24 protein-coding genes are annotated in these 24,746 nt (G+C 36.4%); 1 reads left to right on the top strand and 23 read right to left on the bottom strand.

The window, feature by feature from the left end; genetic code table 11:
• The first annotated feature begins 14 nt into the window (after nucleotides 1–14).
• Nucleotides 15–2,453, top strand: coding sequence for a primosomal protein N' (gene priA / locus TOL2_RS20555; RefSeq protein WP_014959202.1), 2,439 nt, complete (start codon nucleotides 15–17; stop codon nucleotides 2,451–2,453).
• 16 nt (nucleotides 2,454–2,469) lie between these two features.
• On the opposite strand, the gene TOL2_RS20550 is transcribed toward priA, so the two are convergent.
• The 23 genes from TOL2_RS20550 to TOL2_RS23865 form a co-directional block, all read right to left on the bottom strand.
• Complete coding sequence (locus tag TOL2_RS20550) at nucleotides 2,470–3,114, bottom strand: ABC-type transport auxiliary lipoprotein family protein (RefSeq protein WP_014959201.1); 645 nt, start codon at nucleotides 3,112–3,114, stop codon at nucleotides 2,470–2,472.
• Nucleotides 3,114–4,202: an MlaD family protein gene (locus TOL2_RS20545; protein ID WP_014959200.1), complete on the bottom strand. Its 1,089-nt coding sequence runs from the start codon at nucleotides 4,200–4,202 to the stop codon at nucleotides 3,114–3,116. The genes TOL2_RS20550 and TOL2_RS20545 overlap by 1 nt, the downstream gene beginning before the upstream one ends.
• Nucleotides 4,199–5,002 (bottom strand): ABC transporter ATP-binding protein, encoded by an 804-nt coding sequence (locus TOL2_RS20540; RefSeq protein ID WP_014959199.1) that lies wholly within the window; start codon nucleotides 5,000–5,002, stop codon nucleotides 4,199–4,201. Before TOL2_RS20540 ends, TOL2_RS20545 begins: the two co-directional genes overlap by 4 nt.
• Nucleotides 4,999–6,123 carry an MlaE family lipid ABC transporter permease subunit gene (locus tag TOL2_RS20535; RefSeq protein ID WP_014959198.1) on the bottom strand — a complete coding sequence of 375 codons (1,125 nt, stop codon included), beginning with the start codon at nucleotides 6,121–6,123 and terminating at the stop codon, nucleotides 4,999–5,001. Before TOL2_RS20535 ends, TOL2_RS20540 begins: the two co-directional genes overlap by 4 nt.
• Before the next feature lie 126 nt (nucleotides 6,124–6,249).
• Nucleotides 6,250–7,185: a 50S ribosomal protein L11 methyltransferase gene (prmA, locus tag TOL2_RS20530; protein ID WP_014959197.1), complete on the bottom strand. Its 936-nt coding sequence runs from the start codon at nucleotides 7,183–7,185 to the stop codon at nucleotides 6,250–6,252.
• A 58-nt stretch (nucleotides 7,186–7,243) separates the two neighbouring features.
• Nucleotides 7,244–8,698 carry a B12-binding domain-containing radical SAM protein gene (locus TOL2_RS20525; protein ID WP_041280181.1) on the bottom strand — a complete coding sequence of 485 codons (1,455 nt, stop codon included), beginning with the start codon at nucleotides 8,696–8,698 and terminating at the stop codon, nucleotides 7,244–7,246.
• Between the two features lie 2 nt (nucleotides 8,699–8,700).
• Nucleotides 8,701–9,960 carry a B12-binding domain-containing radical SAM protein gene (locus tag TOL2_RS20520; protein WP_014959195.1) on the bottom strand — a complete coding sequence of 420 codons (1,260 nt, stop codon included), beginning with the start codon at nucleotides 9,958–9,960 and terminating at the stop codon, nucleotides 8,701–8,703.
• 4 nt (nucleotides 9,961–9,964) lie between these two features.
• A complete protein-coding gene (locus TOL2_RS20515) occupies nucleotides 9,965–10,711 on the bottom strand; it encodes a beta-ketoacyl synthase N-terminal-like domain-containing protein (protein ID WP_014959194.1) in 747 nt (248 codons plus the stop codon).
• The gene (locus TOL2_RS20510) at nucleotides 10,711–11,841 is read right to left on the bottom strand and encodes a beta-ketoacyl-[acyl-carrier-protein] synthase family protein (protein WP_014959193.1); all 1,131 of its coding nucleotides are present in this window, start codon (nucleotides 11,839–11,841) and stop codon (nucleotides 10,711–10,713) included. The genes TOL2_RS20515 and TOL2_RS20510 overlap by 1 nt, the downstream gene beginning before the upstream one ends.
• Entirely contained in the window at nucleotides 11,838–12,368 is a 531-nt protein-coding gene (locus TOL2_RS20505) for an acyl-CoA thioesterase (protein ID WP_139169039.1), read from the bottom strand. Before TOL2_RS20505 ends, TOL2_RS20510 begins: the two co-directional genes overlap by 4 nt.
• Nucleotides 12,305–13,039, bottom strand: coding sequence for a 3-oxoacyl-ACP reductase FabG (gene fabG, locus TOL2_RS20500; RefSeq protein ID WP_014959191.1), 735 nt, complete (start codon nucleotides 13,037–13,039; stop codon nucleotides 12,305–12,307). Before fabG ends, TOL2_RS20505 begins: the two co-directional genes overlap by 64 nt.
• A gap of 1 nt (nucleotide 13,040) precedes the next feature.
• Nucleotides 13,041–14,477: a class I adenylate-forming enzyme family protein gene (locus tag TOL2_RS20495; protein ID WP_041279655.1), complete on the bottom strand. Its 1,437-nt coding sequence runs from the start codon at nucleotides 14,475–14,477 to the stop codon at nucleotides 13,041–13,043.
• A complete protein-coding gene (locus TOL2_RS20490) occupies nucleotides 14,467–15,957 on the bottom strand; it encodes a B12-binding domain-containing radical SAM protein (protein WP_014959189.1) in 1,491 nt (496 codons plus the stop codon). Before TOL2_RS20490 ends, TOL2_RS20495 begins: the two co-directional genes overlap by 11 nt.
• Nucleotides 15,954–17,099 (bottom strand): FAD-dependent oxidoreductase, encoded by a 1,146-nt coding sequence (locus TOL2_RS20485; RefSeq protein ID WP_014959188.1) that lies wholly within the window; start codon nucleotides 17,097–17,099, stop codon nucleotides 15,954–15,956. Before TOL2_RS20485 ends, TOL2_RS20490 begins: the two co-directional genes overlap by 4 nt.
• On the bottom strand, nucleotides 17,096–18,433 hold the full coding sequence (locus TOL2_RS20480; RefSeq protein ID WP_014959187.1) for a hypothetical protein: 1,338 nt from the start codon (nucleotides 18,431–18,433) through the stop codon (nucleotides 17,096–17,098). The genes TOL2_RS20485 and TOL2_RS20480 overlap by 4 nt, the downstream gene beginning before the upstream one ends.
• 3 nt (nucleotides 18,434–18,436) lie before the next feature.
• Nucleotides 18,437–18,694, bottom strand: a complete 258-nt coding sequence (locus tag TOL2_RS20475) for an acyl carrier protein (protein WP_014959186.1) — start codon at nucleotides 18,692–18,694, stop codon at nucleotides 18,437–18,439.
• A 5-nt stretch (nucleotides 18,695–18,699) separates the two neighbouring features.
• Nucleotides 18,700–19,281: a beta-ketoacyl synthase chain length factor gene (locus TOL2_RS23870; RefSeq protein WP_014959185.1), complete on the bottom strand. Its 582-nt coding sequence runs from the start codon at nucleotides 19,279–19,281 to the stop codon at nucleotides 18,700–18,702.
• Between the two features lie 2 nt (nucleotides 19,282–19,283).
• Nucleotides 19,284–20,465, bottom strand: coding sequence for a beta-ketoacyl-[acyl-carrier-protein] synthase family protein (locus TOL2_RS20465; protein ID WP_014959184.1), 1,182 nt, complete (start codon nucleotides 20,463–20,465; stop codon nucleotides 19,284–19,286).
• Nucleotides 20,466–20,540: 75 nt separating this feature from the next.
• Nucleotides 20,541–20,813 carry an acyl carrier protein gene (locus TOL2_RS20460; RefSeq protein ID WP_014959183.1) on the bottom strand — a complete coding sequence of 91 codons (273 nt, stop codon included), beginning with the start codon at nucleotides 20,811–20,813 and terminating at the stop codon, nucleotides 20,541–20,543.
• 18 nt (nucleotides 20,814–20,831) lie between these two features.
• The gene (locus TOL2_RS20455; RefSeq protein WP_014959182.1) at nucleotides 20,832–21,722 is read right to left on the bottom strand and encodes an LpxL/LpxP family acyltransferase; all 891 of its coding nucleotides are present in this window, start codon (nucleotides 21,720–21,722) and stop codon (nucleotides 20,832–20,834) included.
• Nucleotides 21,715–22,887 carry a DUF2062 domain-containing protein gene (locus TOL2_RS20450; protein ID WP_014959181.1) on the bottom strand — a complete coding sequence of 391 codons (1,173 nt, stop codon included), beginning with the start codon at nucleotides 22,885–22,887 and terminating at the stop codon, nucleotides 21,715–21,717. Before TOL2_RS20450 ends, TOL2_RS20455 begins: the two co-directional genes overlap by 8 nt.
• 2 nt (nucleotides 22,888–22,889) lie before the next feature.
• Nucleotides 22,890–24,260: a lipid biosynthesis B12-binding/radical SAM protein gene (locus TOL2_RS20445; protein WP_014959180.1), complete on the bottom strand. Its 1,371-nt coding sequence runs from the start codon at nucleotides 24,258–24,260 to the stop codon at nucleotides 22,890–22,892.
• Between the two features lie 61 nt (nucleotides 24,261–24,321).
• Nucleotides 24,322–24,705 carry a hotdog family protein gene (locus tag TOL2_RS23865; protein ID WP_051012479.1) on the bottom strand — a complete coding sequence of 128 codons (384 nt, stop codon included), beginning with the start codon at nucleotides 24,703–24,705 and terminating at the stop codon, nucleotides 24,322–24,324.
• Nucleotides 24,706–24,746 lie beyond the last annotated feature (41 nt).

Below are 24,746 nucleotides of genomic sequence, written 5' to 3'. Positions count from 1 at the left end.
GGTCAATAGGACAAATGATTAAGACACCTTACATATCGGTTGCCGTGACTCTTCCTGTAATGCAGTCCTATACATACCGGGTTCCGGATCAACTGAAAGCGGTTTGTTCCCCGGGAATGCGAGTCCTGGTTCCGTTCGGAAGAAGACGTGTGACCGGATATATCCTTTCCGGGCAGGAAAGCTGTGACGGGTTTACAGCAAAGAAGATTCTGGATGTATTGGATGATCATCCCCTGTTCCCTGAATCACAAATATCATTTTTCAAGTGGATTTCAAATTATTATATCCATCCTCTGGGGGATGTTATTAAAACAGCTCTTCCTTCGGGTTTTGATCGTCATGATGTCTCCTGTGTGTTTGTGACCCGGCAGGGGCGGCATAGCTTGAATAATGCCAAGGTAACGCCGGGGGAAGCCCAGGTCCTTGAATCTATTCTGCAAAAAGAATCGTGTACCCTGAAACAATTGGTGAAAAACAGTAAAAACACCACCATCAATGCCCTTATCCGCCGGATGGAAAAAAATGATCTGATAACGGTTTCAGCAGTTTTGAAAAAAGACGGGGCCACCATAAAAAAAGAAAAGTTCATCCTTTGTGGGGATGGCCCTAAAACAGCTCTTCGCATGTCAAAAAAACGGGAAAAGCTCCTTGCACTGGTCAAAAAGAAACAAGAAATTTCCCTGACCGGGTTGAAAGCTAAGATTCCCACTGCGCCAGCATTGATCAAACCATTGGCCGAGGCCGGATATGTCAAAATCATTCAACGCCAGGTTTTCAGAGACCCCCTGGGTGATCCTGTTGAGCCGGACAGACCACCGGAACTGACAGCGGAACAAGAACGGGTGGTAAGGCAGGTACAGGACAAATCAGGCCAAAGATTTAGCCCTTACCTTTTGTCCGGTATCACAGGTTCCGGCAAAACAGAAGTTTACATGCGGCTGGTCTGGGATGTGATTGAAAAGGGGAGAAACGCCATTGTGCTGGTGCCGGAAATTTCCCTGATCTCCCAGACGGAAAGACGGTTCAGGGCAAGGTTTGGTGATAAGGTTGCCGTGATTCATTCTGCCTTGTCCAAGGGTGAGCTGCTGGACCAGTGGCGAAAAATCGTTTTAAAAAAAGTAAAGATTGTTATCGGGGCCAGGTCTGCCGTGTTTGCACCGTTTGAAAATATCGGGGTCATTATCGTGGACGAGGAGCATGACGGGTCTTACAAGCAGGAGACAGGTCTCAGATATAATGCAAGGGATCTGGCCGTTGTCCGGGCAAAGCTTAACGGCTGCCCCGTGATTTTAGGGTCTGCCACCCCTTCGGTGCAATCCTATCAGAATGTGGTTCTCAAGCGGTTCGAAGAATTAAAACTTGAAACCCGTATCAACCGTCATCCCCTGCCGGAGATCATCCTTGTGGATTTGAAAAATTATAAAGATGCCAGGGGCAGTGACCGGATCATTACGCCAACGCTTGCGCAAGCGATCAGGGCCTGTCTTGATCAAGGAAAGCAGGCATTGATTTTTCTGAACCGGCGGGGTTTTGCAACCTTTCCGGTCTGCATGGACTGCGGCAAATCCTTGTCCTGTAAATATTGTGATATTACCATGACCATGCACAAAGGGCACAATGAATATCAATGCCATCTTTGCGGTTATGCCCGGTCCGTCAACATCAAATGCCCGGAGTGCGGGTCTAAAAAAATAAAGCTGTTGGGGTTTGGAACTGAAAAAGTTGAATCCATGCTAAAGGCCCTGTTTCCGGATGCAAGGCTTGCGAGGATGGATCAGGACTCCACATCCCAAAAAGGGGCCACCATAAAAATATTGAAGAGTATCCGAAACCGGAATATCGATATTGTTGTGGGAACCCAGATGCTTGCCAAAGGGCATGATTTTCCCTCTATCACCCTGGTGGGCGTGATTTGTGCCGATTTGTCCTTGAGTCTTCCGGATTTCAGGGCAGGGGAGCGAACATTTCAGCTTCTGGCCCAGGTGGCCGGTCGTGCAGGAAGAGGGGATACGCCGGGAAAAGTGATTATGCAGACCTATAATCCCGAACATTTTATTATTGAAGCCTCCAGGAAACAGGATTTTTTTGAATTTTTTCAAAATGAAGTGCCCTATCGGAAAGCCTTGATGTATCCGCCCTTCTCGCGGATGATTCAGTTGAAACTGTCGGGAAACAGCGCGGCAAAGGTAAAAGTCTATGCCGCCACTGTTGCACAGGTTCTCAAAGCCATGGTTGAAGCTCAGGAAAATCAAAAGGATCTGGTTCAGGTTTTGGGACCCATTGAGGCGAGTATTCCCAAAATTTCTTCACGGTTCAGATGGCAGATTCTTGTGAAAAGCCCTTCTTCAGCAATGTTAAACCAGCTGATAAAATCCATGATGGATAATCCCAAGACAAAGCCCAAGTCAGGGATGCGGCTGATTGTGGATGTTGATCCGTATTCTTTAATGTAGCATGGATTGGAAAAATTTATTTTGAAAGACCTGTTTTTGAAAAATCGCTGATAAATTGTGCCATGATTTTTGCAAGCCCTTTGTTCCAGCCAAAAACAAGGTGAGCCGGGTTGCGGGATAAAATGGGTTCCTGGGCCAGATAGGTCTTGCTGGAAATAACCTGGAAAGCTTTGCCTGTATTTTTTTTCAGAATCATTCTGATTTCAATTATGGCACTGGGATCATTTGTCGCCTGAAAATCTCCGTAAAGCCTTGTGATTTTACCGGATAAAAGGTAGGTGATGTCCTGTCTGCTGTCGGTGGGGGCAGGCTTAAAATGGTTTGAGTTGTAAAGATTTTCCGCAATTTTTTCTGTGATAAGCCGGGTTGGAGAATAGATAAATTCATTGTAATAATCGGTTACATACTCGTTTTTTTCAATGAGGTAAACAAAAGAATGGGAATCAAATGCAGGGTTGATACAAAATGTTCTGACAAGAAGGGGATCACCAATGAAAAAGCTGTTGGGGGCTGATGCAGGTACGGTGATTTGCAATTCAAAATAATTTTTGTCGGCAGGCTTTGTCTGTATGCCGGCACACCCTGAAAAGACCGAAATGACGGTAAGGACGGTCAGGAAAACCAGTAATCCGGTTAAAATGATGGAATAGTTTTGCCGCATCAGTTTTTTTTCTCCGTATTTATTTTTTGGGGCGGCTTTTCAAAAAGCAGCCTGCCGGGATATTGTTTCAGATCGTGGCTCATCTGTTTTAAATTCTCAGACGTGGTTTCAAGATTGTCAATAATCAGCTTGATCTTATCGGAATTGAGCCAGATGATATTCTCCACTTGTTCGGATGTACCTGCAAGGTTTTGCATCAATTGATCAAGGTTGGACGACAGGCTGTCAATTTTTGGTGGCAGCCGGGTTTCAAGATCCCGGGTCATGTTCTTTGTGCTGCCGGCGGCTTTTTGGAAATCGTTTAGCGCCTGGTTCAACGGTATTTTTGAAGACTCAACAATGGTTCTCAGCTCTGAAAAAGAGGCTTGTGCATCATCCAGAAGGTGTTTGACCTTGTCTGATCCGATAATTTTGCTGATCTTCTGGTTGGTATCTTTGAGTTCTGTCAGCAGGGAGGCTGTAAGACCGGAGATCTTTTCCATGTCAATGGTATTTATTTTTTGATTCAAGGTCTGTAACAGCAGATCAATGTCAGTTGTAATCCCTTTCAGATTGATGTCTGCCAGGTTATCAAGAATCAGGTTGAGGGTATCGCCCAATTGTTTGATATTGCTTTGCTGGGAAGGAATATAGATGTTGTTTGGGGACCAGGAAATATCAAGCACATCATCGGGATTTTGTACTGAATAATCGGTTTCAAGATAGGCTACGCCGGTAAGTCCCTTAAAGGAGAGGCGGATGACCAGGCCGTCCTTGATGGCGTTCCTGATTCGGATCGTTGAAGAGTTACCTGTCTGGCCTAAGGATATGCCGTTTTCAAGGGCGATGATCACCAGCACATAATCCGACTTGGTCTGGTATACACGGGCCGCACTGGTAATGGACTTGACCGTTCCGATTTTAATTCCTTTGTACTTTACCTCGGAGCCGATGCTCAGGCCTTGGACCGATTCATTGAAACAGGTTTCTGCGAGCAGCTCTTGTTTGAAAAATTTTCCAGCTCCGAAAATGATTAAAAATACCGTACCTAGGCTGAATGCAATAATTATAAACAGGCCGAGTTTAAAGAAATTTGTTTTTTGGGTCATTGTTCACCTTTGTCATTAGTCCGGTTAAAATCAACAGTTTTTTTTAAATCAGTGGTCCGGTTAAAAAAATTATGGACATAAGGGTTGGTGTGATAATTTTTCAGTTGTTCAGGTGTGCCGGTTGCAATGATGCCTTTTGCCGTTTTTTCAAGCATGATGATCCTGTCGGATATGGCCTCAATGCTTGCCAGTTCATGGGTGACAATCACAAATGTGATTCCCAGGGATGATGCAAGATCCATGACCAGATGATCCAGCTCTGCCGATGTAATCGGGTCCAACCCTGCAGAGGGTTCATCCAGGAAAATAATGGAGGGGTCAAGAGCCATGGCACGGGCCAGTGCAGCTCTTTTTTTCATGCCGCCGGACAATTCTCCGGGCATGAGAAAAGCAGAGTTTTCAAGGCCGACCAGTTTGAGTTTCAACCAGGCAATATCTTCCATAACTGAACCGGGGAGGCGAGTAAATTCTTTTAACGGCAGGGTAATATTTTCCATCACCGTCATGGAGCCGAACAAGGCCCCGCTCTGAAAGGCTACCCCGATGTTCTGAAGGATACGGTTTCTGTCTTGTCCAGAGGCATCGGACAGGTTTTCTCCCAGGATTATAATTTTGCCTGAAATAGGTGGTAAAAGTCCGATCATATTCTTTAACAAAGTGCTTTTTCCACATCCTGACCCGCCGATAATCACAAACACTTCGCCTTTAAGCACTTCAAAATTGAGATTTTCAATAATTGCGGTATTGTTATACCCAGCAAAAAGGTTTTTTATTTTTATGGCGGTTTGAGTCTGTTTCATATTCCAAGGGTATAATAAATAATTGAAAAAATACCGTCAAACACGGCAATCAGTATAATGCCGGTGACAACGGCACGGGTGGTTGAAATCCCGACGGCAGACGGCCCGCTTTGGGTCTGGTATCCCCGGATGCAGCCGGTTGCGGCAATCAGAATTCCAAACACAAAGCATTTAATCAGTCCCCCTGCAAAATCAATCCATGTCACAAAGGATACAATCTGGTTGTAATAGGAAATAATAGGATATCCCATGGATGTGATCACAAGGGCACCGCCCAGCATTCCCACAAGGTTTGAAAATATGGTCAGCAAAGGGGTCATGATGGTTGAGGCAATGATCCTTGGTACAATCAAAAACCGTATTGGATTAATTCCCATGACCGTTAATGCATCAATCTCTTCATTGATCCGCATGGTCCCGATTTCAGCGGCAAAAGCCGAACCCGATCTTCCGGCCAGGATAATGGCGGTCATCAAGGGGCCAAGCTCTCTTACCATGGCGATTCCGATAAGATCGGCCACATAAAGTTCCGCCCCGAACATGCGCATGGGAATGGCTGCCTGAAAGGCCATGACAAGGCCCACAATAAAGCTGATCAGGGCAACGATGGGCAGGGCGTCAACCCCGGCCCTTTCGGCAACCTGCAAGGTGTCGGACCATCGAATTTTTTTGGGATGGATAAGGCTTTGAATCAATGCCCAGGTGATTTCTCCGGTGTAGGTTATAAATTCTGTTGTTTCCGATAAAAGCTCTGACAGTTTTTTCCCTTTATTCTCAACAAAGGAAAGTTTTTTCAAGGGAGAATAGATATTTTTTAGTTTTATGGTTTTTGCAAGATCAACAAGAGGCAAATGTTCCGGTTTAAGATTGACAATGCTGATTTCTTTTATCCCCAGGTTTTTGACCAGCATTTCCATGTGATGAATAAGTGTGGCCCCTGCCGTATCCAGGTATGTTAACTTTTCAAGGTCAAGGATCAGGTTTGCCGTACTACCGGCAGACATAGCGTGGATGACATCCTGCCAGATGCTGGATGCGCCTTTTGCATCAAGCTTACCGATAAGACAAATAATTGTTGTATTATCCTTGTTTGACACAGTAAATTCCGGCAGGGATGCCATATGTGCTTACCTTACAATAACCCTTTTGTTATAGTTTAAGTTCAAAAGTTAAGATAATAATTTATGCATACGGGTATATCATTAATTTCCAATGTTATTCAACTGATCCTCAAATTAATATGGGAATCAGGGGGTCTTTTTAACGGCAAGAGTTACCCATTCATCCATATGGTCTTCATGGATGACAACAAGATGACTGGCCTCAAGCGCTTTCATTACGTCGGCTTGCCGCTCTTTGATAATACCTGAAAGAACGGTTGTTGTTTTGTGTGTCATTCTCAAAGATATCTGTGGCAGGATGTCTACAATGACCTGGGCAATAATATTGGCGGCAATAAACCCAAAGGTTTGGGCAGGTTTTTGATCCTGTGGCATTGTGTCTATAGGTGTACACAGAAGATCAAAGATTTCAGGGTCAATATCATTTTTGGCCAGGTTCTTTTTGGCCACATTTATGGCCACCTCGTCAGTATCAATGCCAACAAGGCATGAAGCACCAAGTTTTGCAGCCGCAACCATTAAAATTCCCGATCCTGTTCCAACATCCAGGAATGTTGAACCCGGCACAAGAAATGTTTCAATTTGCTTTATGCACATGGCTGTTGTCGGATGGGTTCCCGTGCCAAATGCCATACCAGGGTCAAGATGGATAACAATTTCATTTTCTTGTGCTGTATGGTCTTTCCATTCCGGTTTTATGGTAATTTTGTCTGTAACCTTTGTGACTTCAAAATAGTCCTTCCAGGCATCAGCCCAGTCTTTTTCATCAACAATCTGAGTTTTAATATTGGTTTTTATATCCAGACTCGACAGTTTTGCCGCTTGTTGCTTTATTTTTTCAAGTATGATGTCGGACGAATCAATCAGAGGGAGAAATCCTGTGATGGAGTTGATTTCAGGTTTTGGCAAAGTGTTTGTGCCAAAGCCTTCATCAGGTTCATCCAGAGGGATATCACACACCACCCCTTTGAGGCTGAAAGAAAAAAAAATATCACAGATCAGCTCTTCGGCCAACATCAAATCTTTTGTATCAAATTGAACAATGACTTTTTTGAATTTCATGGTTGTCAACTCTTTCGTGTATTTAAAATCCCATCTTCAAAGATATCTATTATTTTAGCTATGTCTGAACTCTTTTTTTATTTTTAATAAAGTTCATAAAAGAGAAAAAATCAATGAAAAATCTGCGCCAGGAATCTGGTGATTTCCATATCATAGAAAAGTATCCAAAAAGGACTTTATATCTCATAAAATGAGATCTGTAAAAATCTATAAACAGTGCTTCCATTTTTTCCTTGTTAATTCCATTGGGAATAAAAATAAATTCCATGCAGTCCATTTTCTCCCAATTTTCATCAAAAGTTCCTAAAGAGCCACCATCCTTGATTTGTTGGTAGATTGGAGAGCCGGGAAAAGGAGTGAATTTTGCAAGATTAAAGTCATCAATTGGCAGAGAATAAACATATTTTTTACTTTTTGATATACTTTCTTCTGTTTCCCCTGGAAGTCCCATCATCAAAAGGGCTTTTACACGTATTTTTGCTTTTTTAATTAATGTGATTTTTTCTCGAAGCATTTCAATATTTGCATTTTGTCTATGTTGTGCAAGAAGTTTTTGATCTCCTGTTTCAATACCCAGGCTAATCATCCAACACCCGGCAGCCTTCATTGCCGTAACAATTTCATGATCAAGATGTTCTGCTCTTGCAGCACAGTTAAAACTCATTTTAAGATCGCCTGAAATCATAAGATCACAAAATTTTAAAACTCTTTTTTTATGGAATGTGAATTGATCATCATAAAAATTTACATGCTTGATTCCAAAATTATGGTTTAAATATTTAAAATGTTTGTAAAGATATTCAGCACTGTTGAATCTGAAAGTTTTTCTGAATACGGATCTGTCACAATAACTGCATGAATAAGGACAGCCTCTGCTTGAAATACAGCTGGAATTCGGAGTTTTGGGGTAGTTGAAAATCGGGAGTTTGTATTTTTCGGGATACCCGTCAAGTTTTTCATATGCCGGGAAGGGCAGGGAGTCTAAATCAAGTAAATTTTTTCTGTATCCGGTAAAAACAACTTTATTATCATAATTTTTGTAGACAATGTTTTTAATATCGGAAAGGTTCTTGTTGTCAGCTTCTATTAGTTCAGTAAGTGTCTGCTCTCCTTCACCTACGACCACATAATCAACAATGTTAAAATTATTTATAATTGATTCTTTTAAAGCTGAAACATGTGCGCCACCAAAAACAATTTTAATGTCAGAAAGTATTGATTTTGAGATTTTTGCAATACGTATTCCATCCATAAAAGTTGAAGTTGAACAGGAAAAACCAATATAGTCAGGTTTTTCAGTTTCAAGATATTTATTGATTTTCTTGTCTGCATCAGGATGGGCATAGCAATCAATTATATCACAATCAATTTGTCGTAAAAGCAAATAGGCGCAAATGCTTGCAATGCCAAGTGGTGGTGTAATATTAGCGATTCTTGAAATATCAGTGGATGCTTTATCAGATTTATAACCCAAAGGATGAACAAGCAGAATTTTTTTATTTTTACGGTTCATGATCATATCAGTTTCCTGAAAGCCCGTTTTGTTTTTGGATTATATCGTCTATATGTACCATCTTTGATTTCTTTCTGGATAACTTTATAAAAAAGCGAACCCATTTTTGTTTGCTGACCTCCATTGGCATAAAAGGTTTCCCAGGCAAGATCATACATTGCCTCAAGTCTTTCAGGGGATATTTGCTTTGGCTGGAAAACTACATTATCACACGAATACTTGCTCCAGTCATTGTGCAGAATCCTTCCTTCTTTTTCAAATTTTCTTCTGATAGGACTTTCCGGGAAAGGTGTAAGAATTGTAAACTCAGCCATATCAAGATTTGTTTCCATGAGAAAATCAATCAAACGCTTAATATAATCTTCATCTTGTTCATCAGTACCTAAAAGAATTGTTCCTTCTACCCCGATTCCATGATCATGGAGGCGTTTTATTCTGTCTTTGATAACATCTGATGTATCAACAATTGCTTGATAAACATACCAGCATCCAGCTTCAGCAGCAAGTTTAAGCACATCATCATCATAAACAATAGGATGTGAAACCCATTTCTTTTTTAAGGGTATCATTTCTCTAAAAAGATCCATTACCCACTCTTTATCCTGAGCAAGGGAGTTGTCCACAATAAAAAGACGGTTGTTTTTTATTTCACTTATCTCTTTAATGACTGTATCAATGGGACGTGGCCTGAATTTACTACCACCTAAAAAATTATTGCAACATGGAAAACAATTGAATTTGCAACCACGGGATGCATGAACAAGATCAACCATTTGAATGCCTCTGTAGGCATAGAGTTCATGATCAAGAATATCTCTCCTGGCAGGTCCAATTGTATTGGTGTCAGGGTGATCTTGCATATAATCATAAACTTTTTTTAACTCACCATTTTTAAAGTCTTCAAGAAGCTTTGTAAGCCTTCCATCTTCAACTTCACCAAGGAATACAGAATCAGCATGTTCCATGACTTCTTTGGGATGAAGCATAACTGCAATGCCTCCAAAAATCACAGGAACCCCTTCTTTTCTATATTTATCAGCAATTTCTAATGCTCTTGGAATCTGGCAGGAAAGAAGTACTGAGATTGCAATAATATCATAGGTCGTGTCATATTGAATAGTTTGTACATTTTCATCAAAAAAATGAAGATCAACGTATTCTGGTAGAGCTGCGGAAAACACAACCGGTGCATGGGGAGGAAGATGAAATACTGTCTGATGCCTGAGTTTTTTCCATTCAGGAAAGATTAGTTGCATTTTCATAATATTAAATTGTCCTTAATTTATTGTTTTCTATACAAACTTGAGCAAGATCAAGGAGACTTTCTATATTCTTTTCATTAAAAAAAAAATTACCGTTTTCATCTTCTTTTATTTTGCCATAATTATGTTTTTGTTCTTTTTTGCTGATTGTAAAAAAAAGACTTCCTGCAAAACAATCATCTCTGTTGTTTAACTGTTTCTCTAAAATTTTTGGAATGTTTACATCGCAGACGCCGCATATTACAATTTCAGATTCCTCGGAATTTAATATGTCAAATGTCATTTTAAGTGCGGTAATTCCATTTGTACTGTCTTCATTAATAGCAAAACATTGACCGGTTGTTTTTAAATAAATTGAAGTTTCGCCTAAAAATGCATTTGGAAGTGCATATGCAAACAGGGCTGGGCTGGCATTCTTGCCATTTTCAGATTTGATTGTTTGAAAATAATTATTATCAGTATCAAGACATCTAAAATGTGTTGATACAACTATAGCAGTATTGGATGTTTTATTGTTTTCAACTGGTTCAGCAGTAATTAATTGAGCATCTTTATAGGCAAAATATGCACCTGTAAAACCAATTTTTGAAAAAAAGTCCATCCTGCCAAAAGGTTTATAAGGTTTTTCTAAAACATCTTTTCTTGTTATGGGGGAAAGTTTTCCAGGTTTTGGATTAAAGGTTTTAAAATCCCTGCCACATCCAAATGATTCAGGAGTCACAAAACCTATGCCGCATATATAATAATCCATTAACAATTTATCCTTTTTAAAACTAAAGCAGCATTTGTTCCGGCAAAACCGGAATTTGTACTTAAAAGATAATTTTTAAAAAACGATACATTGTCAGAACTTATTAAATTTTCAGCATCTTTTTCAGGGTTTGAAAAACCACAGGTTCCAGGAAGTATATGTTCTTTAAGCATTAATGTCCCAACGGCTGCTTCAATTCCGCCTGCACCACCCAAAGTGTGTCCAATTGAGCCTTTAAATGAATTTGCCGGTATCTTTATGTCTTTAAAAATATTTTTTAATGCATTAATTTCCATGGAATCATTATATATAGTTCCTGTGCCATGAGTATTGACTGCACCAATTTGATCAGCATTTATTTTAGCCGTTTTAAGAGCATTTTTGACAGCCATGATTAATCCACGTCCGTCCTTTGCCGGTGCGGTAATATGAGTGGCGTCGGATGCAATGCCATATCCTGCAATGGATGTGTTAAACTCAATATGATTTTTTTTTGCAAGTTCTTCATTCATAAGAAGGATTGCCGCCCCTCCATCACCAAGATTCAACCCTTTTCTGTTAATATCAAAAGGTTGTGTAGGGCATGCAGAGAGTGCGTTTAACGCGGAAAAACCTGAAAAAACAAATTCACTTACAATATCAGCACAAAATATAAGAACAGAGTCTGCTCTTTTGTTTTTAATCATTTGCGTGCCTTTAATAATAGCAATTGTTGGGGAAGCGCAGGCAGAATTTATATTTATTCCGCTGTCTTTCAGGTTTAATTTTCGAGCTATGTATTTAGGGATATTGGAAGGGATCAGGTATTTGTTTATAGAGCATTTTTTTTTTTCGTTTTTTTCAAACAGATCAACACATGCTTGTGTCGTAGCTGTTAACAAACGGCAATTTTTGGGTATGTCATTCAGTTGGTCAATGATCAAATCAGTAAGATTTAAGAAACTGCTTCTATTTTCAGGTGTCTCTATATCTTTAATGAGTGCTGCATATTTACTTCTATAGTTTTTAGTTTCAAATCGATCAATTTTCTTAATGCCTGATTTTTTATTTAAAAAAGATTGAAAAGTAGAGGTCAAATCTGAGCCGACAGATGTAACAACAGAGGTTTGAGCAATAACAACATTTCTCATTTAATTTTCCCTTTTTCCCACATCTTACAAAAATTTTTATAATATTCAGGCTGGGTTAAAAAGAGTTCATATTTTAGGTTAAGCAGCATTTGAATAACATATCCTGTTGCAGCTATTGTATTATCTTGTTTTTTGATTATATACTCAGTTGAAATTTTTGAAGCCTCGGTATAATGCAAAATACATTCGATTGATATCTCTTCTCTAAAGAAAACAGGTTTTTTAAAGTCAATATGAATTTTTTTTAATGGAGCTAAAATTCCATTGTTAAAAAGATCAAAATAACTGATTTTATATTTTTCACCCAAAGATACCCTGGCATCCTCAAAATAGCTTGCAAACCTTCCATGCCAGGCAATACCCATAGAATCGATTTCTTCAAATCTTGTAATGGTTTTTACAATGGCTCTTAAAGGTTCAGGTGCATCTTTTGCTGTTTTAAAATATGGTTTATTCATAAGATTCAGGCTACTCCACCATTTACTCCAATTACCTGTCCTGTTATATAGGAGGCTTGATTTGAACATAAAAAGCCAACAAGCGCGCTTACTTCTTCAACTGTTCCAAGTCTTGCACACGGTATCATTTTTGTGATTTCATCAAGGGGCATTCCATCAAGCATTCCAGTATCAATAAATCCTGGAGACACAGCATTAACAGTAATATTTCTTTTGGCTATTTCTTTTGCCAAAGCTTTTGTTGCTCCAATTATACCGGCTTTGGCAGCAGAATAATTAACCTGGCCTGCATTACCAACTTGTCCAGCTGTGGATGAAATATTGACTATCCTTCCAAAACGTTTGGTAATCATATTTTTAACAATTAATTTTGATACATTAAAAAAAGATGCAAGATTGGTATCTAAAACATTTTTCCAGTCAGACTCCTGCATGAATGCCATGAGTTTATCGTTTCTGATCCCGGCATTATTAACAAGGATATCGACTTTTTCATGGGTCTTGAGTATTGAGTTTACAGCTTGTTCAGATTCTTTTGCATTACTCACATCAAATTGCAGGGCTTTGGCTATACCACCATTTTTTTCAATTAATTTGCAGGTTTCAAGGGCTCCTTTTTTATCTGTTTGAAAGTTTACATAGACAACTCTTCCTTTTTGTCCTAGTTCCACAGCAATAGCCTGTCCAATACCTTTACTGGCACCTGTTACCAATACTATCTGTTCAGAATTTTCATTCATACTATGTCCTTTTAATTTTTTGACTCAATGTTTTTTCTATAGATTCAACTTCAATAAATTCCTTGGGTATTTTGTATGAATCAAGGTGCTGTAAACAATACTTTTTTAGTTTAAAAACATTAAGCTCTTCTTTGGATGCCAATACAAACTCAGCTATGGGTAGTTGTCCGTAAACATCATGTCTTTCAGCAAAGACCCTTACTTCTTTAATGTTGTCATAACTTAAAATAATTTTTTCTACTTCTTCAGGAAATATTTTCATGCCTGCAAAATTTATAATGTTTTTAGATCTGCCTGAAATAAAAAGATAAGAATTTTTTAAATATCCGATATCACCTGTATCAAACCATTGAGTTTGCTTTTTCCAGGGGGAAATGTATGCAGAATACATTCCTTTTCCTTTAAGATAAATTCTACCCTGACCTTTATCATCAGGATCTTTAATCTTTAGATCATAGGATGGTAAAAGTTTTCCCACAGAACAAATATATTCATCATCAAATCTGTCATTAATAAACGGCAGGCCAACTTCGATAATACCATAGGCCTGGCTAAGATGAATATTGAATTTATCATAAAATTTTCGTTCTGTTTTCTTATTGAGGGATACAGCTGTTACCACAGCCATACGAACATCCGACAACAATGTGCTTGAAATATTTTTATGAGTTGCAAGCAAATTATAATAAAAAGGTGAAGCATATAAAAATGTAGGTTTAATTGTCTCAAACGAGTCAATAAAACCTGTAGGGAAGTTATTCTGGGATAAAACAATATGGGCACGTTTACGCAAAAAAAGAAGAATGCTGACTACAAAATGGAAGCTCATGGATAAAAACCAGCCAATAATATCATTTGAAGCTATATTAAGCCTTTCATCAGCAGCAGAGGTTCTGTCGATAATTGCCTGATGAGTTAATAACACTCCTTTGCTTTCTCCGGTTGTGCCTGATGAAAAACGAATAAAGGCAGGACTATTAACTTCCATATAATATTTTGAATATTTGATATTTTTATCAATTTCATAAAGATAAAGTTTATCAAGGTATTTTTCTGAAACAATAGAATATGTTGTAATTTTTTTTTCAGATACAATATATTTAACTTTAATCCGATTGCATAAAATTTCTAACTCATTAGAGGAAAGAGAAGGAGATATGGGAACAATAACAGCATCAGTATCTAAAATTGCAAGTGCCATAATAACATATTCTATTGAATCTTCACAAAAAAGAGCGATACGGTCGTGACTTGTAAAACCGATTATAGAGAGCTTTTTGCTATATTTTTCAACCTCTTTAAACAGTTCTGAATATGTGATTGAATTTTTCAATCCATCTTTTACCGATCTGGTTACAGCAAGATTACTGTTTTGTTCAAAATTTTCTTTTCTTATAATATCAACAATATTAGTTCGTTGTTGCTTATTAATCATCATAGGAAAATCCTTCTTTTTTTGCCTTTTCAAGAAGTTCATCTTTTTTTAGATGATGCAAGCTTTCAGGGTAGTCTTTGTAAATACTATAAAGAGAAAAAACATATTTTATGCCATAATGCAGTGCCCGAAAAAAATCTTTGAGCGGCACCTTGATTTTATTGACCCGCAAAGGATTTGAACGCAGCGCAATTGCATATAAGCGACCAAAATGCTGGTAAAATCGTTTGATAGTCATGTTAGTGGGAATGACAGTATGCATGCAATCATAGTATTTAAAAGGATCGCAAATAAATTCTTCCTTATGATGTACAAAAAGTGGTGTGCCGGGTGATGGTGATAAAACTGTAAAAGTTACTTCTGAAGGGCATAAATCAATTACATCTTTTTCAAGACGTTTGAAATCATTTTTGTCAAAATCCGGATGAACAATAAAAGCTGCATGAAGCATAATTCCACAATCTTTTATTATTTTTATAGCCTTTTTATTTGTTTCATATCCTGTTTTTTTATTATAATCCTCAAGTCGTTTCTCATCCATTGATTCGAGCCCAACATATACTACATCAAGCCCAACTTCTTTCCAGAGCTTAAATACTTCCGGGTGCTTTGAGATGGTATCGCTTCTTGCCCAGCTGATATATTTTTTATTTATTTTATGTTCTTTTAAAAGTTCAGCTATTTTAGTAACACGTTTTATATTAATAAACATCTCATCATCAACAAAATAGATATAGTCTTCTTTTAAATTTTTAATTTCATCAACCACATCCTCGGGGCTGCGTTGTAAATATGCTTTGTTCATAACATGATGAATCACACAAAAAGAGCATGAAAAAGGGCATCCCAGTGACGTCCTGAGGCTTGCAACCCGTGGGAATAATTTATCTGCTTTTCCTGAGTCGCTATGGGTCCAGATACAAAAATATTTAGCTCTGTCTACTAAATCACGTCGGGGTAAGGGAATGGAGGTAACATCAACATAGGTCGGTGGGTTTTTTCCGGCATCTTTTTCAAAATCAGGGTCAGTTGGATCAAGAATATTTGAACCATTGTGGAGTTTAGCATTTGCTTCAAGATTTGCAATAATTTCAGATATTGCATTTGCACCTTCTCCCCGAACAACAGCTGAAATGCAATTATCATTAAAATCATAAGGGCGCAAAGTTGCATGCACTCCACCAACAATAATATGAGATCGGGGGAGTATCTCTTTAGTTTTTCCGGCAAGGTCTTTTACAATATAAAGAGCCGTACTGTAAGCACCAAAACCTATTAAATCCGGTTTAAAGTCTTTAAGTGTTTGAAAAAATATTTTTTGTGGCTTTTTTTCTACACTAAGATCAAGAATGCGGGCATCATGTTTTTTATTAATACCACCAGCAGTTATCTCAAGTTCAAGTGGCTCTAAATGTAAAAATCCTTCCTGAAGTCTTTTTGCAACTTTTAGTTCAGTATATGGTTTGACTAATAGTACTTTCATAGTCGTAATGCTTTCATATTATTTGTTTTTAAATATTTTAACGCATTAATAACTGCTTGCTCGCCTGTTGCCATACATACTCCCATAACTCTGGCTGATGCATGTATCTGTTCTGATACCCTGATATTTTTTCCGGCAAGAAAAAGATTGTGAATCTTATCATCTTTTAAAGCAGACACTGGAATACAAAAAGGCTTGTCCTTTTTACAATATTGATATTGAGTGCCTTTGTTTATATCCCATTTCTCTGTTGGCCAGTAACTTTTAACAGCTATGTCTCTATCATGAGTTTTGTGATTAATTAACGTATTAGCCTGGATATTACTGTAACTTCTTAAATGAATATTTTCAGAGGCTTTGATGAATTTTAACTGGGATAACTCTTTAATGTTTTTGTTTAATTTTTCATAAATAAACTGGCATGTCTCCACATCTTCATGGTTTTTTACGGAAAATTTCAAAATATATTTTTTTGTCAGAAAATTGTAAGTTATGGTTATGAATTTAAGATATTCATTAAGCTCGTACTCTTTGATAATTTTTCGAGCAGTATAAGGGATTATCAAAGACAAATCTTTGTTTAAACAACCGTCTAACAGAATACAATATCCTCCAAGCTGGGAGTTGTTTTCAAGGGTTTTGTCTGAAAAATACCCGTTTCCTGTTGCATCAATAAAAATATCAGCATAGAGATTAATATTTTTTTTTTGAGTGCCATGCTCAATTGCAATTGTTATGCTTTGAATTTTTTTATTTTCAGACATCACTTTTATACACTTGCTTTTTTTTAAAAAAGTAAAATTATTTTTCTTTAAATGTTTAGAAAAATAGCCCCATAAATCTTTTTGAATAAATGCAAGAGTTTCAACTTTTCCAATTTTAACAAGAGACTTGTCACCATAGCATTCACGCAAAAATTTAAAAATATCAGAACAAATTCCAGGATTAGCAATTTGAAAAGGTTTTGACCTGTCATTTTGAAAAAGACCGCAAATATATGTGTGAAAGCAATCTTGTGCAATACCTCCTAAGTAATGATTTTTTTCTACAAGTGCTGTCCTCATTCCAGAATTAACAGCAGTCAGTGCAGAAGAAAGACCTGCTATTCCTGCTCCAACAATTATGGCATCAAATTTTTTCATTGGTTGGGCCGAAAAGTTATCCTTGAAATTATTTCTTCTTGTAAGTATTTGCCATCTTTCTTACTAAGATTATTGTCAAAACTTGATATAACCATATTAATTTTTTTATTAAATCGTGTAAAAAACACTCCAATGCCTGGATTGACTGGGACTAAAGGCATATGAAAAAGATTTAAAACTTCAAAGTTTTGTACAGATTTTAAATTGAATGCCTGTTCTGAAATATAAGAAAATGAGAAAGAACATGGTTTTTTTCTCATTCTAAAATTCATAAAAAATGAAAGGATTTTAAGCGGCATAATACGCATCAGTAAAGATGCATTAATAAAATGATATGGTATTTTGTTCTTAATCTGATCAATAAACTGGGTTTTAAAACTTATTATATAATCAGTTATAGATAGACCTTGTTTGACATTAAAGAGCATAAAAGAGACGTTGTTAAAAAAAATTTTTGCGGTACTGAATTTGGTTTCACGAACATCCACATTGATTGGAATAAGTATGTTACCCTGACTGTTGCGCTTTTTGAATAGAGAATCAAAACTCTTTGTAACACAGCTTAAGATATAAATGCCATTCATGAGATAGCCTGCTTTTTTTATGGCATTTTCATCTATTGTACTGGTCTGTTTCTCAGAAAAGGTAAAGCAATGAAAACAATGTGAATTATTTGATTCTGATTTAGATGCATCAGACTGATCATTAATTTGAACGACTTGAGTTTCTTTTGAATATATTGATCTTAAAAAACGATTAATACGTTGACCTGATAAAAAACGACTTTTCCATAAATTCAGTTGAGCGCCTTGTGATGGCAAGGTATATTGTTCGTCAGATTTTTGTTCATCCAAAAGATATCCAAGGAATGCTTCTGCTCCCCTTGCATCAAACATTCTATGATTAAATCTCATAATCAAATAGGTGCTATTATTAGAATGAATAAGATCAAAACCAAGAAGGGTTTTGTCATCTTTAAAAGGAGTTCTTGCACAATCTTGAATAATTTCATTAAGATTATTTTCAATTATTTGGTTATTTGATTCTAATTTAAAAAATCGAATATCCTCAGGATCAAAATTTTGTTGTTCTGAAACCCAATAAGGTGCAAGATGCCAAGCACGTTTAGTTTTACCCCGTAAAAAAGCACTATTAGACAGGTTTTTAGAAAGTTTATTTGTTAGGTTCTTTTTATCAAGATATCCTTTCAATACAAGCACAAGTTGGGAGTGATTGCCAAGCCCTGTATGCTTTATATTAATTCTATCCAGGGCTGCCATGACCCAGTCAATGCCATTTAAGTAATAACGCCGGGATGTGTTAAAAAAAATCATTAATTAGTTGTTTATAGCCTTACTGATACTTTCAGATAAAGAATCAATTTTTTGTATGTCTTCTTGCGAAATACCTGATTCCATAAGTTGAATTTTAAATTCTTTTTCAATAAACACAAACAATTCTACAAGCCCGAGTGAATCAAGACCAAGCTCATGCATTAGCATGTCTGATTTTATATTTGACGGTTCTTCACCTATGGACAAAGCTATCTGTTCAGTAAGTTTTTCTTTAATATGTTTGATAGTAATGTTTTCCAATTCGTTTATAACCCCTCAATATAAGTAAAAGGATGGAGAATTTTTTCAGGTATTTTCATATTGTTTCCCTTTTCCAAAAGAATTGATGCAGCACCGGTAGAAATTTTATCTTTTGAATAAGATAAAAATGTACAATGCTTATGAGCAGCAATAAGAGGGTCTGATTCTTCTTCTACATAACAGACAAGGATCTTTTTTGCTTGATTAAATTCAAACCAAGCATCAGCCAAAATCAATGCCTGTTTAAAAGGATCATTAAAAGAGGTGATTGTAAGCGATTGTCCGTTGATTTTAAGAGAAGTTGCGATATAAGAAGCTGCGGCATTATGAACTGAATGGGAAAATGTTGTTGGTGACACACCTGAATCAGAATAATCTAAAAGATTGTCTAAAAAATTAAAGGTTGTTACATGAGGTCCAAACAAGGTCGCTACAATAATTGAAATTTCAGTATTTTCATTTTCAAAGTCAAAACCTGCACATGCCTTTTTTGAAGCAGATACAGCCATTTTTGCAAAAATATCCGCTCTTCTTATACCTTTTATTTTTGTGTTTTTATCTGCAAACCCTTTACCAAGCAAGTTCACTTTTATACTCTCCTGAAAATAACTGCTGAATTGTTACCACCAAAAGCAAGTGATGTTGATAAAGCATATTCAGCCTTAAAACTTGTGGCTTCTGTCACAGGGCTGAAACCAATGTCAGGATCTTGATCGCAAAAGCCTGCATTTATTGGGAGCCATTGTTTTTCAAGTGATAATACAGTCAATATTGCATCAATTGCACCAGCAGCACCAAGTGTATGTCCGGTATATCCTTTTGTGGAAAGAATTTTTGTTTTGTCTTTAAACAGATCTTTAAAAACATAGCCTTCAACAAAGTCATTGTTTTTAGTTGCAGTGCCATGGGCATTTATAAAATTGATATCATTTTGAGTTAAATTTGCATTTAACAAGGCTTTTTCAATCGCAATTTTTAAACCTTTGCCCTTGTAATGAGGTGCGGTTAAATGATAACCATCAGCAGCTGTTGCATATGAGCAGCATTCTGCTAATATTGAAGCTTTACGTGCCCTTGCAGTAGAATCTTTTTCAAGCACTATAAAGGCTGCTCCTTCTCCAAGATTTAATCCATCTCTGTTTTTATCAAAAGGTTTGCAAATTGAGTCACTGAGTATCCCTAAAGAATTAAATCCGGCAACAGGAATACGGTTTAATTCATCTGCACCTCCGGCAATTACAATGTCACAAATCCCTGTTTTAATCCATGACATAGCAACTCCAATTGCATCAGTGCCAGAAGAACATGCATTCACAACATTTAAACCAGGACCTGAAAAATTATGTTCTAAAAGGAGTGCTTCTGATATATTTCCTTCAAGATAATGCTTTACAGGATCATAAGACTCTACCGTGCCGGAGCGAAACTGTCTGTAGAATTCAATATCATTGAGTTGGCTTGCAACAGTTGTCCCGCAGCAAATTCCAATTTTTAACTTGTCTGAATTGTTGATTTTAGCCGGAACTATGTTAGCCTGAACAATAGCTTGCTTAAAAGCGATATCAGCAAGCTTTTTTGTACGCATTCTCGAATCTGATGCTTTGTTCAGAAAACTTGCTTTAAAAACAGGTTTGTTTATATCGCATTCAAAAAAATCAATGTTCGAAGTATTAATCTTATTTTTTGATAATGCCTGAAAAGTTTCATCTATTGAATTACCTAATGCAGAAATGATACCCATGCCTGTTATGAAAATTTTTTCATTATTCATAATATCTCATTATAAAATTTTAAGCTTTGACCTGATAGAAACACCTTATGAGTCTTTAATTCAGGAGGGGAGCATTCATAGGTTTGAATAAATATGATTAGCAATTGTGTCAATTGATACAAGGATTTCCCTGCCTTCTTCCATATCTTGAATTTCTATTCCCCAAATACGTTGTAAAAACACAACAATTTCGACAGCATCAAGAGAATCAAGGCCTATTCCTTCGTCACCAAATAATACTTCATCATTTGTAATATCTTCCGGCCCTATATCTTCCAAAGAAAGATTTTCAATTAATTCTTCTTTTAGTTGTGCTTTGATTTCTTCAAGGCTCTGCTTTTGGGACATATATTCTCCTTTTGAGTATTAATCTTCTTCCCATACATCATGAAAAAGAAAGCACTGGTATGGATATTCTTCAAAAAAATCATTAAGTATATCAGCATATTCCTGTACCCATTCAGATAGTTGGTTCTTTTTATTTTTACGACTCTTATACTCAGGTTTCATAATATTTGTAAAGTCTACCTTATAAGTTTTTAAACCGGTTTTTGAAGCTAAAGCTATTACAACAGGAACTTTAGTTGCAGCAGCAATTGCAAAAGCACCATATGGAAAATTTGCCTTAGCACCCATAAAATTTATTTTTACAGATTCAAACCTGTAGGATCTGTCTCCCATATATGAAACAATATTGCCATCATTAAGCTCTTTTACTACAGGGATTATTCCTCCCAAGTGTTCCTCAGGAGAAATTATACCAAATTTATTATTATCGTTAATATTAAGCGCTTTTTTAACAGCTTTATTATTTTCTGGTCGAATAACAAGTGAAATTTTTTTATTTAATTGGCCAAGCTCTGTCATTGCAAGTTGCCAGTTTCCTGCATGGGCAGTCAAGATGATATAACCTTTATCTGATGCAGAAAGCTGATTAAGCTTATCTTTGTCAACAAAATCAAAATTAAAATTAACTGACCCGGATATTTGTGCAACCCGGTCGATCAATTGTTTGCCTTGACTGTAGAGCAATTTGTAGACTTTGAAGCGTATTTTGATTTTAGAATCTGAAGGAAATCGTTTTTTCAAATAAGCTGATGAGGTTTTGACTGCTATTTTATCAAAAAGCCAATAATGAAGGGTGACACCATATAAAAGTGTATATGCGGCATAAAGCCCGCCAAAACGCAGAAATATTCCAAAAAACCAGAAGCCGATTCTATTTCCTCTGTGGGATTGTTCAATTGTTTCAGGCATAGTCATGTTTTGATATTTTTTTTTGAATTTTAAGTGCTATAAAATAGACAGCAACAAATGCAATTATTGCATAGATTGGTGCCATTACCAACGACCCTATAAACCAGTCAAAAATATATTCCTGCCAATTTGTTTTAAATGCAGCTAAAGTAAATTCGCTAAGCCAGTTGCCGTTACGAAAATAGTGTCCTACCTCAATACATACAAATGGAACAAAAGGAGGTGAATAAAGAATTTGAATGCCTAAAGCCATAATTTTATTCAAGTGTAATCGTGCCGTTACATATATGATTGCAATCATATGAAAACCCAAAATAGGAAGAACTGCTATGATAGTACCCATTGCAGCTGAGAAAGCCAATGCCATGGGGGTTGTGTTTTCATTGAGCAGCATTTTAAAAAAACCGATCGGATTTAAAACAAGAGAGTATCCATGGCTTTTATTATTAGCCACTAATTTTTTATGGGGTAATGGTACAAGGCAGCGGCCAATAAGACGCGTATGCATTAGAGAAATAAGAAAATTATCTTTAAATTTATTAAAATGGGAAATACGAGTTTCAGGTGGATCATAAACAACATTGATTGAGATCTCATTAATGGGTATTTGTGCCCATGCTGCCCTTGCTATTACCTCTATTTCAAAATCATAGAATGAACCATAAAGTTTTAACTTTGAAATCAGTTTAATTGGATATGCCCTGAAACCACTTTGAGTGTCTTTACAATCTTTACCAGTTTCAATTTTAAACCACATATTGGAAAATTTGCGACCAAAACGACTGGAGCCTGGAACAGAAGATTGGTTTAAATCACGGACACCCACATACAATGAATTTGGATTATTCTCAATTGCATCAAGAAAATTGGGCAAATCTTCAGGACGATGCTGTCCATCCCCATCAATTGTTATCATTGAAAGGACATTTTTTTCTTTAAGATAGTTTATGGCTGTTAATAAGGCTGCTCCTTTACCTTTGTTTTTATCATGGCGAATAACTATTGCTTCAGTGTCATCAAGAAGTTCAGTAAGGTTAGCATCAGTGCTACCGTCATCTACAACAAGAATATTTTTAATATATTTAAAACTTTGCTCAACTATATTTTTAACAGTAGTTGCATTATTATATACTGGTATGACACACCAGACAGAATTATTATCCATTATTATGATTTTTTTCGTCTTTTTGGCCTTAGTCGATCTTTGCCAGGTATAAGAAGATCCCACATAAGCCCTGTATGACCTAATTTGTGTAAAAATTTCACACTGTTTTCAAGAGCATCAGGTGGGAACACGCAGTGCCGGTATGGTTTAAAATTTTCATCTAAAGTTGTTTGCATCCAGTCTTTATCAAGACCAGGTGCAATATAATAAACAGGTTCCAGCAAATCATTATCTTTTTTGATAATTTCTTGTTTAATAGCAATGTCATGTAATTTTGTGTTAGGAAGGATTCTAATCCCCAGAAATATAAAAGAGACAGTCTTGTTTAAATTTATTATATTACTAATCCCTTTTTCAACGGTCTTTTTAGTCTCACGAGGGCATCCAAACATAAAAAAATTTGCAGTTGCAATTTTATTATCAGTAAAATTTTTATTACATTCAATAATATCTTTGAATCTGAAAGATTTACCCAATCCTGCCAGGGTTTCGTCCGAAGCACCGTCAGACCCAATTTCAACTCCGCGAACCCCGGTTTTTATCATAAGATTAATGGCAGATTTAGAAATTTTTTCAGGTTTGATATAAGCTGTCCATGGAACCGAAACCTTTTGTTTGACCATTTCTTCAAGCAGCTCAATATAATTGCCCTGATTGTCATTAAAAACAGAATCTGTAAAAAAAATCATTTTAGCCTTACACTCTTTTACAAGGAATTCAATATCATCAATTGTTTCTTTAATATCACGATGTCTGAACACATTTCCTTCAAGGTAAGGATATGAACAATAAACACATTTATGTATACATCCACGTTTTGTCTGGACATTGGCAATAGAACCATTATTCAGATAATAATTTAAAATCTCCTTATCATAGTATGCTTTTTGTATTTGGTTTCCTCTAAGGTCTGATTTGGCTTTTAGGATTTTATTCGGAGGTATTTTACCGGCTTTGATTTGACTTGTGAGGTCTACCATCAAACTTTCACCTTCACCAACGATTCCAAAATCTGCTCCAATTTCCTCAAGTAATTTTTCCGGTAAAATTGAAAAAGCAGTGCCGCCAAGAACAATCATTGCATTGCTTACAGATTTGATTTGAGAAACAATTGATTTAACAACATCGATATATATTTTTTCATTCATGGAATTAACATTGTCAATGTTTCTCATTGATATGCCAATTATTTCAGGAGCCTCTTTTTTTATGGAAAACAAAAGTTTTTCATAAGAAGAGTTATTTTGTAAAAAGTCAAATTGAAAAACTTTGTTGCCGGCTTTAATAAGAGCATTTGCAACCATGCTCATTCCAAGAGGATATACTGGATAGGGCGAGGTGGCTATATTTGCATCAACTAAAAAACATTTCATGTTTATTGTTCCAGAAATAATATGTTTGGAGTATTTTTTTGCTGTTCAGAATTTTTATCTATTATTCCTGCAAAATAAGTGAAATTTTCGCAATAATTTTTTCTGATTTAAGGACTTTACCTTGGAGTTTAATTGTTTGTTTATCTCTGTTTAATTTGTCTCTATTTGCTTTGACAATAAAACAAGTAACAGTATCAGCAAACACAGGTTCAATAAATTTAGCCTGTGTTATTTGAGATAATGTAACCTCTTTTTTTTTGTATAGTTCATACATTAGAGTCATTGTTTTAATCATCACAACACCAGGTAAAACCGGATTATTAGGGAAGTGTCCTTTAAAACCAATAAAGTTTTTATCAAACTTAATTTGGATATTTAAACTATCATCTTGATATTCAAGTTTTTCTTTTATTAATTCAGTTATCTGTTGGTTTATTAAGCTCATTTTCAAGTCAAATCTTTGATTGCTAAAACTCGAACCATATA

Source organism: Desulfobacula toluolica Tol2 (genome assembly GCF_000307105.1).
GTDB lineage: Bacteria > Desulfobacterota > Desulfobacteria > Desulfobacterales > Desulfobacteraceae > Desulfobacula > Desulfobacula toluolica.
Note: the sequence above shows the minus strand (reverse complement) of the source record. Positions and strands in the feature narration are given on the sequence as shown.